Origin of the sequence: Streptomyces sp. NPDC001604 (assembly GCF_042893475.1) — a bacterium.
Lineage (GTDB): Bacteria > Actinomycetota > Actinomycetes > Streptomycetales > Streptomycetaceae > Streptomyces.
This window is the reverse complement of the sequence record NZ_JBIAUY010000001.1, coordinates 554960-569620: the sequence shown is the minus strand read 5'-3', so window position 1 is coordinate 569620 and position 14661 is coordinate 554960. Positions and strand designations below refer to the sequence as shown.

Below are 14661 nucleotides of genomic sequence, written 5' to 3'. Positions count from 1 at the left end.
AGTCCCGACCACCGGGCGAATCGGATGGTCGGAATCGGCGCGGCGTCCCCTCCTGTGCGAGGGGATTTTTCGTTTCTCGAACGACACCGCTGCTGGCAGAGACGATCGATGGAGCTTAAGGATCATGAGCGAGACGAACCCCGCTGCCGCCGCCGAGGCGGCAGCGCCGCACCGCTACACGGCCGCCATGGCGGCCGAGATCGAGGCACGCTGGCAGGACTTCTGGGACGCCGAGGGCACGTACGCGGCGCCGAACCCCAAGGGCGACCTGGCCGGTGACCCCGCGGTCGTCGCCCGCCCCAAGAAGTTCATCATGGACATGTTCCCGTACCCCTCGGGTGCGGGCCTGCACGTCGGCCACCCCCTGGGGTACATCGCCACCGACGTCTTCGCGCGCTTCCAGCGCATGACCGGCCACAACGTCCTGCACACCCTGGGCTTCGACGCCTTCGGCCTGCCCGCCGAGCAGTACGCCGTGCAGACCGGCACGCACCCGCGGGTCTCCACCGAGGCCAACATCGAGAACATGAAGGCCCAGCTGCGCCGGCTGGGTCTGGGCCACGACCGGCGCCGGTCTTTCGCGACGATCGACCCAGACTACTACAAGTGGACCCAGTGGATCTTCCTGCAGATCTTCAACTCCTGGTACGACGACGAGGCGAACAAGGCCCGCCCGATCTCCGAACTGATCGCCCAGTTCGAGACCGGTGAGCGCGCCGTACCGGGCCACACGCGCGCGTGGCACGAGCTGAGCGCCACGGAGCGTGCCGACGTCCTGAGCGAGTTCCGCCTGGCGTACGCCTCCGATGCGCCGGTCAACTGGTGCCCCGGCCTGGGCACCGTGCTGGCCAACGAGGAGGTCACCGCCGACGGCCGCTCCGAGCGCGGGAACTTCCCCGTCTTCAAGGCCAAGCTGCGCCAGTGGAACATGCGCATCACCGCCTACGCCGACCGGCTGCTGGACGACCTGGAGGCGCTGGACTGGCCCGAGGCCATCAAGCTGCAGCAGCGCAACTGGATCGGCCGCTCCGAGGGCGCCCGTGTCGACTTCCCGATCGACGGCGAGCGCATCACCGTCTTCACCACGCGCCCGGACACCCTGTTCGGCGCGACCTACATGGTGCTGGCTCCCGAGCACCCGCTGGTCGAGAAGTTCACCCCGGCCGCCTGGCCCGAGGGCACGCACGAGGTGTGGACCGGCGGTCACGCGACCCCGGCCGAGGCCGTCGCCGACTACCGCGCCCAGGCCGCCTCGAAGTCCGACGTCGAGCGGCAGGCCGAGGCCAAGGACAAGACCGGCGTCTTCATCGGCGCGTACGCAACCAACCCGGTCAACGGCGAGCAGGTCCCGGTCTTCATCGCCGACTACGTCCTGATGGGCTACGGCACCGGCGCGATCATGGCCGTACCGGCCCACGACAGCCGTGACTTCGAGTTCGCGCGCGCCTTCGAGCTGCCGATCAACTGCGTCGTCGAGCCGACCGACGGCCGCGGCACGGACACGTCCACCTGGGACGAGGCCTTCGTCTCCTACGACGCGAAGATCGTCAACTCCGTCGGCGAGGGCGTCTCCCTGGACGGCCTGGGCGTCGTCGAGGCCAAGGCGCGCATCACCGAGTGGCTGGCGCGCAAGGGCATCGGCGAGGGCACCGTCAACTTCCGGCTGCGCGACTGGCTGTTCAGCCGCCAGCGCTACTGGGGCGAGCCCTTCCCGATCGTCTACGACGAGGACGGCATCGCCCACGCGCTGCCCGAGTCGATGCTGCCGCTGGAGCTGCCGGAGGTCGAGGACTACTCGCCGCGCACCTTCGACCCGGACGACGCGAACACGTCCCCGGAGACGCCGCTGTCCCGCAACGAGGACTGGGTCAACGTCACGCTGGACCTGGGCGACGGCCCCAAGCGGTACCGCCGCGAGACCAACACCATGCCCAACTGGGCCGGTTCCTGCTGGTACGAGCTGCGCTACCTGGACCCGCACAACAGCGAGCAGCTGGTCGACCCGGAGATCGAGCAGTACTGGATGGGCCCGCGCGAGGGCCTGCCGCACGGCGGTGTCGACCTGTACGTCGGCGGCGCCGAGCACGCCGTGCTGCACCTGCTGTACGCCCGCTTCTGGTCCAAGGTGCTGTACGACCTGGGGCACGTCTCCTCCGCGGAGCCGTTCCACAAGCTGTTCAACCAGGGCATGATCCAGGCCTACGTCTACCGGGACAGCCGTGGCATCGCGGTGCCGGCCGCCGAGGTGGAGGAGCGCGACGGGGCGTACTACTACCAGGGCGAGAAGGTCTCCCGGCTGCTGGGCAAGATGGGCAAGTCCCTGAAGAACGCGGTCACCCCGGACGAGATCGCCGCCGAGTACGGTGCCGACACGCTGCGCCTGTACGAGATGGCGATGGGCCCGCTGGACGTGTCGCGGCCGTGGGACACGCGCGCGGTGGTGGGCCAGTTCCGGCTGCTGCAGCGGCTGTGGCGCAACGTCGTCGACGAGACGACCGGCGAGGTCACCGTCGTCGACGTCCAGGACGCCGACATCGACGTGGAGACGCTGCGCGCCCTGCACAAGGCGATCGACGGCGTGCGCCAGGACCTGGAGGGCCTGCGCTTCAACACCGCCATCGCCAAGATCACCGAGCTGAACAACCACCTGACCAAGGCGGGCGGCCCGGTGCCGCGCTCCGTCGCCGAGGCCCTGGTGCTGCTGGTGGCCCCGCTGGCCCCGCACATCGCCGAGGAGCTGTGGCGCAAGCTGGGCCACACCGACTCGGTGGTCCACCAGGACCTGCCGGTCGCCGACCCCGCGTACGTGGTCGACGAGTCCGTGACCTGCGTGGTGCAGATCAAGGGCAAGGTCAAGGCGCGGCTGGAGGTCTCGCCGGCCATCTCCGAGGAGGAGCTGGAGAAGGTCGCGCTGGCCGACGAGAAGGTCGTCGCCGCGCTGGACGGCGCGGGGATCCGCAAGGTGATCGTGCGGGCGCCGAAGCTGGTCAACATCGTTCCGGCGTAGGCGCCGCGGACCGCCGGGGCGTGAGCGCCTCGGGGTAGTCCCCTACGGGCAGGTTCGGGGTTCTTCTGGAACTCCGGGCCTGCCCGTCTCGTTTACCGTGGAAGAGCGACGCGGGGTGTGTCGCTGCCGTCGGAGGAGGAGCGGTGGAAGCAGTGATCGCAGTGTTCGCCCTGCTCTTCGTGCTCTTCCTGGGACTCGGCGCCTATGCCACGGTGAAGGCCGTAGGAGCCGCCAAGCGCAGCGTGGACCGCACGATCACCCAGGCCCGCCGCACCGTCGAGGACCACACCTTGCGGGCCAAGTCCTTCGCCCAGCCCGGAGCGGCGGGCGAACTGGCCGGGCTGCGGCTGAAGCTGCGCACGTCGATGCGCGCCACGCAGGACGCCCTGCACGCGAGCGTGGCCGAGGACGAGTCCCTCAAGGAATCCCTCGGTCTTTTCGAGCGCCTCAGCGCGCACGGGCACGAACTGGACGGCGATCTCAAGCGCCTCGAGGCCGAGCCGGACCGGACGACGCTCGCCGAGCGGCTGCCCGCCCTGCGGGAGCGCACCGAGCGCATCGTGCAGTCGGCGGACGCACTGCGCTGGGCGGCCCGCGACCGGGCCCGCCGCTTCGCCGACGACGACCTGGACTCGCTGAGCGCGCAGATAGACGTCGAGGCGGGAGCCCTGCGGCACTGGACGAAGGCGGAGCCGGCGTCGACCCCGCCACCGTGGCCCGAGGCTCCCGCCGCAGACACCCAGGCGTCCCGGCAGACCTGGCCCGACGGGTCCCGGTCCCGTACCGCCGAGGAGCCTGTGCGGCCTGCCATCACCCCGCCGGGACGGCGCCCCGCCTACCCCTGGCAGAAGAAACCCCGCCCCGAGAGCACTACTTGATCCGGTCAAGGGCAGACCAGGTGAGAGGGGCCGGGCTGCCGTCCCGGCGCTACGGCAGGTAACCTCCAGCTCATGTCCCGCCATGTCGCGATCGTCACCGATTCAACGGCCTACCTGCCGCCGCGGACGATGGAGCGCCACGGCATCACAGCGGTGCCCCTGACCGTGGTCCTCGGCGACCAGGCACTGGACGAGGGCACCGAGATCTCGACGCGCTCCCTGGCCCAGGCACTCCAGAAGCGGCGCCCCGTCACCACCTCGCGCCCCAGCCCCCAGCTCTTCGCCGAGACCTACCGCAAGGTCGCCGAGTCCGGCGCCACCGGCATCGTCTCCCTCCATCTCTCCGCCGAACTGTCGGGCACGTACGACGCGGCGGTCCTCGCGGCGCGTGAGGCGCCGGTGCCGGTGCGGGTGGTGGACACCGGGGCGGTCGCCATGGCGCTCGGCTTCTGCACGCTCGCCGCGGCCGAGGCTGCGGAGGCGGGCGGCACGGTGGACGAGGCCGTCACAGCTGCGGAGAAGCGGGCCTCGGGCACATCCGCCTACTTCTACGTCGACACCCTCGACTATCTGCGCCGCGGTGGCCGGATCGGCGCCGCGCAGGCGCTGCTGGGCTCGGCGCTCGCCGTGAAGCCGCTGCTGCAGCTGGACGGCGGCCGGATCGAGCTCCTGGAGAAGGTCCGTACGGCGTCCAGGGCGATCGCCCGTCTCGAGGAGATCGTGGCGGACCGCGCCGGCAGCGCCCAGGTCGACATCGCCGTCCACCATCTCGCCGCCCCCGAACGGGCGTCGGCCCTCGCGGACCGGCTCAGGGCGCGGGTGCCCGGGCTGGCCGATCTGCATGTGAGTGAGGTCGGGGCGGTGATCGGCGCGCACACCGGCCCCGGGCTGCTGGGGGTCGTGGTCTCGCCGCGGTGACGGCTTGGCGCCCCCGCGCTTTCACCCGTGTGAGGGGCGAAGTTATCCACAACTGGTGGGTAATCCCCGGGAATTGAGCAAGATCATCGCGAGGGTGGCGGAGTGCCCCATCGTCGTGGCATGGCACTTCGATCACGTTCACGCACAACTACCGCGACCAGTGGTCCGGGGCGCAGCCCCGCATCCGACGGCCGGCTGCGTCATCGTCGCTCCCCGGTCCACGGCCGGGTCCGGCATCGGCACCGGCATGCGCCGGCGGAGGATCTCCGACGGCGTGCGGAGGTGCTCTTCCCCGAACGGGCGGGGGAATGGCGGGAGTCGGGGGCAGGACCGCCGCTCGCGACCGTCGAGGAGAGCAACGATCCCGTGGGCGGGGTGGCCGCCGCGAGCCCGGACGACCGCCGGTCCGCAGAGGCCTGGCGCCTGCGGGCGGGGCTTGCACTGCGGGAGCGGATGCCGCTGTGGCTGCAGGCCAGGTGCGGCCTGGAGCTGCGGAGCGTGGTCGCGCTCTCGGTGCTGCTCGTCGTTGCCGCGGCGTTCGCCGTTCAGCACTTCTGGGCCGGGCGGACACAGTCCGTGCGGGCGCCCGAGGTGGTGCGGGCGGCGGCTCCCTTCGGCGAACGGAAGGGGAGCGGGCAGCCGGGGCCGGAGGCTTCGTCCGGCGCGCCGGGTGCCGCAGGCACGCCCGGGGCCGAGATCGTGGTGGACGTCAGCGGCAAGGTCCGCGAGCCCGGGATCCATCGCCTGCCCGCCGGTTCACGCGTGGCCGACGCGTTGCGCGCGGCCGGTGGGGTGCGTCCCGGCACGAACACCGACGGGTTGAACCGGGCCCGTTTCCTCGTGGACGGGGAGCAGGTGATGGTGGGCGGTCCCGTCGCCCCGGCGCCCGCTGCGGCCCCTGGTGTCCCGGCCGGTTCGGCGGCGGGCGCCGTACCCGCCGCTCCGGTCCCGCTGAACACGGCCACCCTGGACCAGCTCGAGACCCTGCCGGGCGTCGGGCCCGTACTCGCCCAGCACATCGTCGACTACCGCACGCAGCACGGCGGTTTCCGCTCGGTGGACCAGCTGCGCGAGGTCAACGGCATCGGCGACCGCCGCTTCGCCGATCTCCGGAAGCTCGTACGGCCATGAGGGGCGCCCCCGATCTCCAGCCCGGGCGCGCGGCCGTCCACGCCGCCGCCTCAGGACGGCTCGGAGCCGCCCACCCCCGCCAGGAAGGGCCGACGGACCTGCGCCTCGTACCGCCCGCACTCGCGGTCTGGGCGACGGCTGCGGTGATGCTGGACGCGACGGCGGCGTGGACCACGGGCACGGCGGTGGCGTGCCTCCTCGCGGCCGGTGCGCTGCTGCTCGTGCGGAGACGGGCAGCGGGCGGCGGAGGAAGCGGCGGTGGGCAGGGTCAGGGCGGTCGTGCCGGCGGTGGCCGGGGTGGCGGCGGCCGGGGTGGAAACTCCGGCGGCGGCCGGCAGGGCGGCGGTGCTCCCGCCGGCGACCGGTGGGCGACCGGCGCTCCGGCCGGTGGTGAGCAGGGCGGCGGCCCGTTGCCCGAGCGGTCGGCGCCGGTGCCTGGGCCCGCGGGCCGGGCTTCGTGGGAGGGTGGTCGACCGGCGCGCGCAGCATGGCAGCGGGTCTCCGTCGCCGCCGTCCTGCTCTGCGTCGCCGCGGCTGCCGTGTCCGCGGGGCTGCACGGTGCCGACGTCCGGCGTGGGCCCGTACCGGATCTGGCGCGGCAGTACGCCACCGTGACCGCCGAGTTCGAGGTCGGCTCCGACCCACGGCTCAGCCGGCCCCGGATCAGCGGGGACCATGTCGCCCCGGCCTCCGTACTGATCGAGGGGGAGGTGCGGCGGGTGGAGGAGGCGGGCGGGACGGCGGTGGTGACGCGGGCGCCCGTGTTGGTCATCGTCGACGCGGGGCCACGCGGTGCCGTAGGGACAGGGCCACCACGGTCGCCCTGGCTCCAGCTGCTGCCCTCCACTCGGGTGCGGGCCGTCGCGCGGTTGGCGCCCGCGGCGGTCGAGGGTGACCGGGTCGCGGCCGTGCTGCGGGTGCGGGGGAAGACCGCTCCGGAGGTGGTGGGCGGGCCGTCGGGGGTGCAGCGGTTCGCGGGGCGGTTGCGGGCCGGGCTGCGGGAGGCGACCGACGGGCTGTCGGCTGACGCCAGGGCGCTGTTGCCCGGACTGGTCGTCGGGGACACCTCGCGGATCACCCCGGAGCTGGACGAGGCCTTCAAGGAGACCGACCTCGCCCACACGCTCGCCGTGTCCGGCAGCAACCTCACGATCATCCTCGCCCTGCTCATCGGACCACCCGGCACGGCTCAACTGGTGGAGCGCCGTGGACTCGCGCCCCGGCTCGGTGTCCCGCTCAGGACGACCGCGCTGCTCGGAGGCGCCCTCACGCTCGCCTTCGTGATCGTGTGCAGACCGGATCCGAGTGTGCTGCGGGCCGCGGCCTGCGGGGCCGTCGTCCTGCTGGCCCTGGCCACCGGACGCCGCAGATCGCTCATCCCGGCGCTGGCGACGGCGGTCCTGCTCCTCGTGCTGTACGACCCCTGGCTGGCCCGCAGTTACGGCTTCCTGCTCTCGGTCCTGGCCACCGGCGCCCTGCTCACGCTCGCGCCCCGCTGGAGCGAGGCACTGCGAAGGCGCCGGGTCCCGCCGAGGCTCGCCGAGGGGCTGGCCGCGGCGGCCGCGGCACAGGCGTTGTGCGCACCCGTCGTCGCCGTGCTGTCGGCGCGGGTGAGTCTGGTGGCGGTGCCCTGCAATCTGCTCGCCGAGATCGCGGTGGCGCCCGCCACCGTGCTGGGCTTCGCGTCGCTGGCGACGGCGCCGGTGCTGATGCCGGTGGCCAAGGCGCTGGCCTGGTGCGCGAGTTGGCCGACCGGCTGGATCGCGGACATCGCCCGGACGGGAGCCGCCCTGCCCGGCGGGGGAGTGGACTGGCCGGGCACTTGGAGCGGGGCGGGGCTGCTCGCCCTGGCCACGGTGACCGCGCTGCTGATCGGCCGAAGACTGCTGAGACATCCGTGGTGGTGCGCTGCCTCCGGGGTGCTGCTCGTGCTCGTCGTCGTGCAGCCGCCACCGCTGACCAGAGTGATCACGGGATGGCCGCCGCCCGGGTGGCGGTTCGCCATGTGCGACGTGGGACAGGGCGATGCGACGGTCCTCGCGGCCGGGGACGGCAGCGGTGTGGTGGTGGACGCCGGGCCCGATCCCACGCTCGTCGACCACTGCCTGCGCACGCTCGGCATCACCAGGATCCCCCTGGTCGTCCTCACCCACTTCCACGCCGACCATGTGGCCGGGCTGCCCGGTGTGCTGCGCGGACGTTCGGTGGGCGCCATCGAGACGACGGGCTTCGAAGTACCCGCGGACCAGGCGCGGTTCGTACGGAAGGAGGCGGCGGCACGGCACATCCCGCTCACCCACGCCGTGGCCGGTGAGCAGCGCCGGACCGGTTCGCTCTCCTGGCAGGTGCTGTGGCCCCCGCCCCGCCCGGCGCCGGATCCGGACGGCCCGAACGACGCCAGTGTCGCGCTGCTCGCCAGGTCGGGCGGACTGCGGCTGCTGCTGCTCGGGGATCTCGAACCCCCCTCCCAGCAGGCGCTGTTGAGGTCGCCGGAGGGCGCGCTGCTGGGCGGTGTGGACGTGCTCAAGGTGGCCCATCACGGTTCGGCGTACCAGGACCCGGAGCTGATGCGCAGGGTGGCGCCGCGGATCGCGTTGATCAGCTGCGGGGAGCACAACATGTACGGTCATCCAGCCCCCAGCACGGTCGCGGCTCTGCAGGCCGAGGGCGCGGTGGTGCTGCGGACGGACCGGGACGGGGCCCTCGCGGTCGCGGGGGAAGGCAGGGAGCTGGGGGTGGCGCGAGACTGAGGACATGAATTCAGCACAGGTCGATGCCTACCTCCGCCGTCTGGGAGCCGAGCGTCCGAAGCCGGCCGCCGGTGCCACCGCCGACGTGCTGCGCGAGCTGCACCTGCGCCACCTGCAGACAGTGCCCTTCGAGAACCTGTCGATCCACCTCGGCGAGGAGATCGTGCTGGAGGAGGAGCGGCTGCTGGACAAGGTGGTCGGGGCACGGCGGGGCGGGTTCTGCTACGAACTCAACGGCGCGTTCGGGGCCTTGCTCGGCGCGCTGGGGTTCGAGGTCACGCTGCTCGCGGCGCGGGTGCACGGGGACGAGGGCCGGCTCGGGATCCCGTACGACCATCTCGCGTTGCGGGTGCGGGCATCGGACGGGAGCGAGTGGCTGGCGGACGTGGGCTTCGGGGCGCACAGCCACTACCCGCTGGCGTTCCGGGACAGGGGGGAGCAGAAGGATCCCGGTGGCAGCTTCCGGATCGTGGAGGCGGGGCCGGACCTGGATGTCGTCGTGAACGGCAGGCCGCAGTACCGGCTGGAGGTGCGGCCCCGTGAGCTCGGTGACTTCGTGGCCGGGGCGTGGTGGCACAGCACCTCGCCGGCGTCGCACTTCGTGCAGTCGCTGGTGTGTTCAAGGGTGACGGAGGACGGAGGGAGGATCACGCTCAGCGGACGCACGTTCAAGGCCACGGGCGTCGACGGGGCGCGTGAGGAGCGGGAGTTGGGCACGGACGAGGAGGTGCTCGGGGCGTACCGGGAGCAGTTCGGGATCGAGCTCACCCGTGTGCCGACTGTGCGAAATCCCCTCGCGGTGACTGATTGAGGTCACATGGCGTCACATGCTTCACATGACTTCACATGGCTTCACATGGGGTCAGAGGGGGCCAGTCGTTGCTACTCGTGCGTAGACACTCCGTGTTGCCTCGAAAGCCGCATCGGTGATCGAATGTCTCTTCGGCAACAGAAGATGTCGAGGCGCACAGGGGTGGCGTGGATGTTCGGCCGCTGGCTGGGAAACCGAACGAACAGGGTGCAACGGACGAGTCCCCTGGCGGCGGTGCAGACCCCGCCGAGTGCCGGGGTGCTGAGCTGCCGGGTGCTGGATCCGGTCCACGAGCCCGTGAAGCACGCGGAGTTCGCGGTCAGCGACGCCATGGGACGCAAGGTGGTCGCCGGGGAGACGGACCCCTACGGGTCGTTCGTGACGACGGTGCCCGCCGGGGAGTACCGGCTTTCGGTGTCCGCCGAGGGATACACGCCCTACCGGGCCAGCGCGACCGTCGGGGAGAACGCGCTCGCCTCGCTGGGGGATGTGACGCTTCAGGTCGCGAGGCCGCCGGAGCTGCCGCCGGCGGGGGACTGGGAGATCGAGCCCACGCATTCCTCGATCGGGTTCACCGCGCGGCACATCGGGCTGGCCCGGATCCACGGCCGGTTCAACTCCTTCGCCGGAGCCGTCCGGATCGCCGAACCGGTGGAGCAGTCGGCGATGCATGTGGTGATCGACGCGGCGTCCATCGACACGAACGTCCGGATGCGGGACGACCATCTGCGGTCCGGCGACTTCCTGGACGTGGCGCGCTTTCCGACGCTGGAGTTCTACAGCGAGCGGTTCGTGCACAAGGGCGGGAACCGGTGGGCGGTCACCGGAGCGCTGTCGCTGCACGGTGTGACGCGTACGGTCACGCTCGACACCGAGTACCTGGGGCTCGGCAACGGCATGGAGGGCGAGGTGCGGGCGGCCTGCCGGGCCACCACGGAACTGCACCGGGACGACTTCACGGTGAGCTGGCAGACCATGCTGGCGCGTGGGATCGCGGTGGTGGGGCCGAGCATCCAGGTCGACCTCGATGTGCAGATCGTGCGCAAGGCCTGACCGGCCCTTGGCCGGGGTGCCTGAAAATGGCTCCGTGAGCGATGTGAGACATGTGCTGGTGCTGCCCGACCGTGATGCCGCGGAGGAGGTGGCGGAGGCGCTCGGGGAGCGGTTCGGGGTGGCCGAGGAGCCGCAGCTGGTACGGGACGCCCTGGCCGGTGAGGACGACGCTGAGGACGCCCAGTGGCTGGTCGTCCTGCGCGACGAGGACGGGCGGCTGGACCCGGGGGAGCTGGATGCGTTCGCGGGGGAGTGGGACGGGTGGCGGGAGGAGCCGTAGCGCTCCGGTGGGGGCGCGATACAGCCCCGCGCCCCCTGGGGCGCCGCCGTCCCGGCCGCGTTGTCAGTGGCCCGTGCCATGCTTGTCGCGATGGCCAGGAAGACTGCTGAAGACGACCCTCTCGCCCCGGTGACGCTTGCCGTGGGCCAGGAGGACCTCCTGCTCGACCGTGCCGTGCAGGAGGTGGTGGCCGCCGCCAGGGCCGCCGACGCCGACACGGACGTACGTGACCTGACACCGGAGCAGCTGCAGCCCGGCACGCTCGCCGAGCTGACCAGCCCCTCGCTCTTCGCCGAGCGCAAGGTCGTGGTCGTACGCAACGCCCAGGACCTTTCCGCCGACACGGTCAAGGACGTGAAGGCCTATCTCGGGGCGCCCGCCGAGGAGATCACCCTCGTGCTGGTGCATGCGGGCGGGGCCAAGGGCAAGGCCCTTCTCGACGCCGCGCGCAAGGTCGGGGCGCGGGAGGTGGCCTGTCCGAAGATGACCAAGCCTGCGGATCGGCTGGCCTTCGTGCGCGGGGAGTTCAGGGCGGCCGGGAGGTCTGCCACGCCCGAGGCCTGCCAGGCGCTCGTCGACGCCATCGGGAGCGATCTGCGGGAGCTGGCGTCCGCCGTCTCCCAGCTGGTCGCCGACGTCGAGGGGACCATCGACGAGGCCGTCGTCGGGCGGTACTACACGGGGCGGGCCGAGGCGTCGAGCTTCACGGTGGCCGACCGGGCCGTGGAGGGGCGGGCGGCCGAGGCACTGGAGGCGCTCAGATGGTCCCTGGCCACCGGGGTGGCGCCCGTGATGATCACCAGTGCGCTGGCGCAGGGCGTGCGGGCGATCGGGAAGCTCTCGTCCGCGCGTGGGGGGCGGCCGGCCGATCTGGCGCGTGAGCTGGGGATGCCGCCGTGGAAGATCGACCGGGTGCGACAGCAGATGCGGGGATGGACGCCGGACGGAGTGGCGGTCGCTCTGCGGGCGGTCGCCGAGGCGGACGCGGGAGTGAAGGGGGGCGGTGACGATCCCGAGTACGCGCTGGAGAAGGCGGTCGTGGTGATCGCCCGCGCCGCGCGGTCCCGGGGGCGGGCGTAAGGCCCGCCGTAGAGAAGTACCGGCCAGGAATGCCGAAGGCCCCGGCATCCCGCCCTGGGGAAGGGCTGGGTGCCGGGGCCTTCGGCTCAAGCTGTCGGATCCGCGCCCGCGTGGCGAACGCAGGCCGCGCGCGGATCCTCGGTGCCGGTCGGGAGCGGATGAGAGAGGGCCCGCTCTGGGTCCTTCCGGCGGTTCGGTCCCGTGGGACCGGTCAGATCAGTAAGAGGTTCAGCCCTTGATGGAGGCGACCTTGGAAGCAAGCGCCGACTTCTTGTTGGCGGCCTGGTTCTTGTGGATGACGCCCTTCGAGACGGCCTTGTCGAGCTGACGCGCGGCAGCGCGCTGGTACTCGGTGGCCTTCTCGACGTCACCCGCGGCAGCGGCCTCACGGGCCTTGCGGATCGCGGTCTTCAGGGAGGACTTGACGGCCTTGTTGCGCAGCCGGGCCTTCTCGTTGGTCTTGATCCGCTTGATCTGGGACTTGATGTTCGCCACTGATTGAGCCTTTTCAGGTTCAGGCACAGGGCCAGGAGCACTCCGCGCAGAGATACGCAGGAGATACCGGGTCCCGTACCAGGTGATTTCTTGGGAGTTGTGCCTCGCGCTGAGAGGGCATGAGACACAGCCACCCAGAGTACCAGTGGCCGTCCCGACGGCCCAAAACGGTCCCCGGTCGCCACCCGTGGGACCATGGAACCTACGTATCGATCCGACCCGAGGCATAAGGCGCCTCAAGAGACAGGACCCTGCGTGCCCGCGACCCCTAACAATGTGCCCGAGCCGAGCCGTACCGACCCGGCTCTGATCCGCAATTTCTGCATCATCGCGCACATCGACCACGGCAAGTCCACGCTCGCCGACCGGATGCTCCAGCTGACCGGTGTGGTCGAGCAGCGGCAGATGCGTGCTCAGTACCTCGACCGGATGGACATCGAGCGCGAGCGTGGCATCACGATCAAGTCCCAGGCGGTGCGGCTGCCCTGGGCTCCGACCCATGAGCCCGGCAACACGCACATCCTCAACATGATCGACACCCCGGGGCACGTCGACTTCACCTACGAGGTCTCGCGGTCGCTTGCCGCCTGCGAGGGGACCGTCCTCCTGGTCGACGCCGCCCAGGGCATCGAGGCCCAGACCCTCGCCAACCTGTACCTGGCGATGGAGAACGACCTCACGATCATCCCCGTACTGAACAAGATCGACCTGCCGGCCGCGCAACCCGAGAAGTTCGCCGAGGAGCTCGCGAACCTCGTCGGCTGCGACCCGGACGACGTGCTGCGGGTCTCCGCCAAGACCGGTCTCGGCGTCGACGCGCTGCTCGACAAGGTGGTCAAGGAGATCCCGGCGCCGGTCGGCGTCGCGGACGCCCCCGCCCGGGCGATGATCTTCGACTCCGTCTACGACTCCTACCGCGGTGTCGTGACGTACGTACGAGTCGTCGACGGCCAGCTCAACAAGCGTGAGCGGATCCGGATGATGTCCACCGGTGCCACGCACGAGCTGCTGGAGATCGGCACGAACTCGCCGGAGATGCTCGGCGCGGACGGGCTCGGCGTCGGTGAGGTGGGGTACCTCATCACGGGTGTGAAGGACGTCCGGCAGTCCAAGGTCGGTGACACCATCACCAGCCTGGCCAAGGGCGCGACCGAGGCCCTCGGGGGATACAAGGACCCCAAGCCGATGGTCTTCTCCGGGCTGTATCCGCTGGACGGCTCCGACTACCCGGAGCTGCGTGACGCCCTCGACAAGCTCCAGCTCAACGACGCGGCGCTCGTCTACGAGCCGGAGACCTCCGCCGCCCTCGGCTTCGGTTTCCGCGTCGGTTTCCTGGGGCTGCTCCACCTCGACGTCATCCGTGAGCGACTGGAGCGCGAGTTCGGCCTCGATCTCATCGCGACCGCGCCGAACGTGGTCTACCGCGTGCTCATGGAGGACGGCAGCGAGCACACGGTCACCAACCCCAGCGAGTTCCCCGAGGGCAAGATCAACGAGGTGTACGAGCCCGTCGTACGCGCCACGATCCTCGCCCCCAGCGAGTTCATCGGCTCGATCATGGAGCTGTGCCAGACCCGGCGCGGCACCCTCCTCGGCATGGACTACCTGTCCGAGGACCGCGTCGAGATCCGCTACACGCTCCCCCTCGCGGAGATCGTCTTCGACTTCTTCGACCAGTTGAAGTCGAAGACGCGCGGCTACGCTTCTCTGGACTACGAGCCCACCGGCGAGCAGACCTCCAGCCTGGTCAAGGTCGACATCCTGCTGCACGGCGACAAGGTCGACGCCTTCTCCGCCATCACCCACAAGGACGCGGCCTACGCCTACGGTGTGCGGCTCGTGGCCAAGCTGCGCGAGCTCATCCCGCGGCAGGCCTTCGAGGTGCCCATCCAGGCCGCCATCGGCTCCCGGGTGATCGCCCGCGAAACCATCCGCGCCATCCGCAAGGACGTCCTCGCCAAGTGCTACGGCGGCGACATCTCCCGTAAGCGCAAGCTGCTGGAGAAGCAGAAGGAGGGCAAGAAGCGGATGAAGATGGTGGGTTCCGTGGAGGTTCCGCAGGAGGCCTTCATCGCCGTGCTCTCCAGCGATGACAGCGCGGGGTCGGGCAAGGGCAAGAAGTAACCGCGAGTAACAACGGGTTGCGGCACCAATCCGGACACAACAGGGGCTCGGCGTACGAAAGTGCGGCGAGCCCCTACGCGTGCGTAGTGTCGCTCTCTGTACGAAGTAACAGGCCGCCGCCCCTTACGAACCGG

At 71.1% G+C, this 14661-nt stretch carries 11 protein-coding genes; 10 read left to right on the top strand and 1 reads right to left on the bottom strand.

The annotated features are described in order from the left end of the window. Positions 1–124 precede the first annotated feature (124 nt). From leuS to holA, 9 genes are all read left to right on the top strand, one after another. Positions 125–3007, top strand: coding sequence for a leucine--tRNA ligase (leuS, locus tag ACFY1E_RS02655; RefSeq protein ID WP_389070540.1), 2883 nt, complete (start codon positions 125–127; stop codon positions 3005–3007). Positions 3008–3150: 143 nt separating this feature from the next. Then, on the top strand, positions 3151–3885 hold the full coding sequence (locus ACFY1E_RS02650; protein WP_389070537.1) for a hypothetical protein: 735 nt from the start codon (positions 3151–3153) through the stop codon (positions 3883–3885). Between the two features lie 72 nt (positions 3886–3957). Further along, a complete protein-coding gene (locus tag ACFY1E_RS02645; RefSeq protein WP_351470906.1) occupies positions 3958–4803 on the top strand; it encodes a DegV family protein in 846 nt (281 codons plus the stop codon). Between the two features lie 120 nt (positions 4804–4923). Then, the gene (locus ACFY1E_RS02640; protein ID WP_389070534.1) at positions 4924–5934 is read left to right on the top strand and encodes a helix-hairpin-helix domain-containing protein; all 1011 of its coding nucleotides are present in this window, start codon (positions 4924–4926) and stop codon (positions 5932–5934) included. Then, complete coding sequence (locus ACFY1E_RS02635; protein WP_389070532.1) at positions 5931–8684, top strand: ComEC/Rec2 family competence protein; 2754 nt, start codon at positions 5931–5933, stop codon at positions 8682–8684. The genes ACFY1E_RS02640 and ACFY1E_RS02635 overlap by 4 nt, the downstream gene beginning before the upstream one ends. 4 nt (positions 8685–8688) lie before the next feature. After that, positions 8689–9495, top strand: a complete 807-nt coding sequence (locus ACFY1E_RS02630) for an arylamine N-acetyltransferase (protein ID WP_389070529.1) — start codon at positions 8689–8691, stop codon at positions 9493–9495. Between the two features lie 171 nt (positions 9496–9666). Next, complete coding sequence (locus tag ACFY1E_RS02625) at positions 9667–10548, top strand: YceI family protein (RefSeq protein WP_389071591.1); 882 nt, start codon at positions 9667–9669, stop codon at positions 10546–10548. A gap of 34 nt (positions 10549–10582) precedes the next feature. After that, positions 10583–10828 carry a hypothetical protein gene (locus ACFY1E_RS02620; protein ID WP_389070527.1) on the top strand — a complete coding sequence of 82 codons (246 nt, stop codon included), beginning with the start codon at positions 10583–10585 and terminating at the stop codon, positions 10826–10828. 90 nt (positions 10829–10918) lie between these two features. After that, positions 10919–11908, top strand: a complete 990-nt coding sequence (gene holA / locus ACFY1E_RS02615) for a DNA polymerase III subunit delta (RefSeq protein WP_344402448.1) — start codon at positions 10919–10921, stop codon at positions 11906–11908. Positions 11909–12136: 228 nt separating this feature from the next. Here the strand turns inward: holA and rpsT are convergent, their stop codons facing one another. Beyond that, positions 12137–12403: a 30S ribosomal protein S20 gene (rpsT, locus tag ACFY1E_RS02610; RefSeq protein WP_194046147.1), complete on the bottom strand. Its 267-nt coding sequence runs from the start codon at positions 12401–12403 to the stop codon at positions 12137–12139. 255 nt (positions 12404–12658) lie between these two features. Here rpsT and lepA point away from each other — a divergent pair, with 255 nt between their 5' ends. Then, entirely contained in the window at positions 12659–14527 is a 1869-nt protein-coding gene (lepA, locus tag ACFY1E_RS02605) for a translation elongation factor 4 (RefSeq protein WP_389070524.1), read from the top strand. Positions 14528–14661: the final 134 nt, after the last annotated feature.

Bases quoted from the DNA above. Each gene is read 5' to 3' on its own strand.
- ACFY1E_RS02630 (WP_389070529.1), top strand. From the start codon at position 8,689: ATGAATTCAGCACAGGTCGATGCCTACCTCCGCCGTCTGGGAGCCGAG.
- ACFY1E_RS02635 (WP_389070532.1), top strand. From the start codon at position 5,931: ATGAGGGGCGCCCCCGATCTCCAGCCCGGGCGCGCGGCCGTCCACGCC.
- ACFY1E_RS02640 (WP_389070534.1), top strand. From the start codon at position 4,924: ATGGCACTTCGATCACGTTCACGCACAACTACCGCGACCAGTGGTCCG.
- leuS (WP_389070540.1), top strand. From the start codon at position 125: ATGAGCGAGACGAACCCCGCTGCCGCCGCCGAGGCGGCAGCGCCGCAC.
- ACFY1E_RS02645 (WP_351470906.1), top strand. From the start codon at position 3,958: ATGTCCCGCCATGTCGCGATCGTCACCGATTCAACGGCCTACCTGCCG.
- holA (WP_344402448.1), top strand. From the start codon at position 10,919: ATGGCCAGGAAGACTGCTGAAGACGACCCTCTCGCCCCGGTGACGCTT.
- ACFY1E_RS02625 (WP_389071591.1), top strand. From the start codon at position 9,667: ATGTTCGGCCGCTGGCTGGGAAACCGAACGAACAGGGTGCAACGGACG.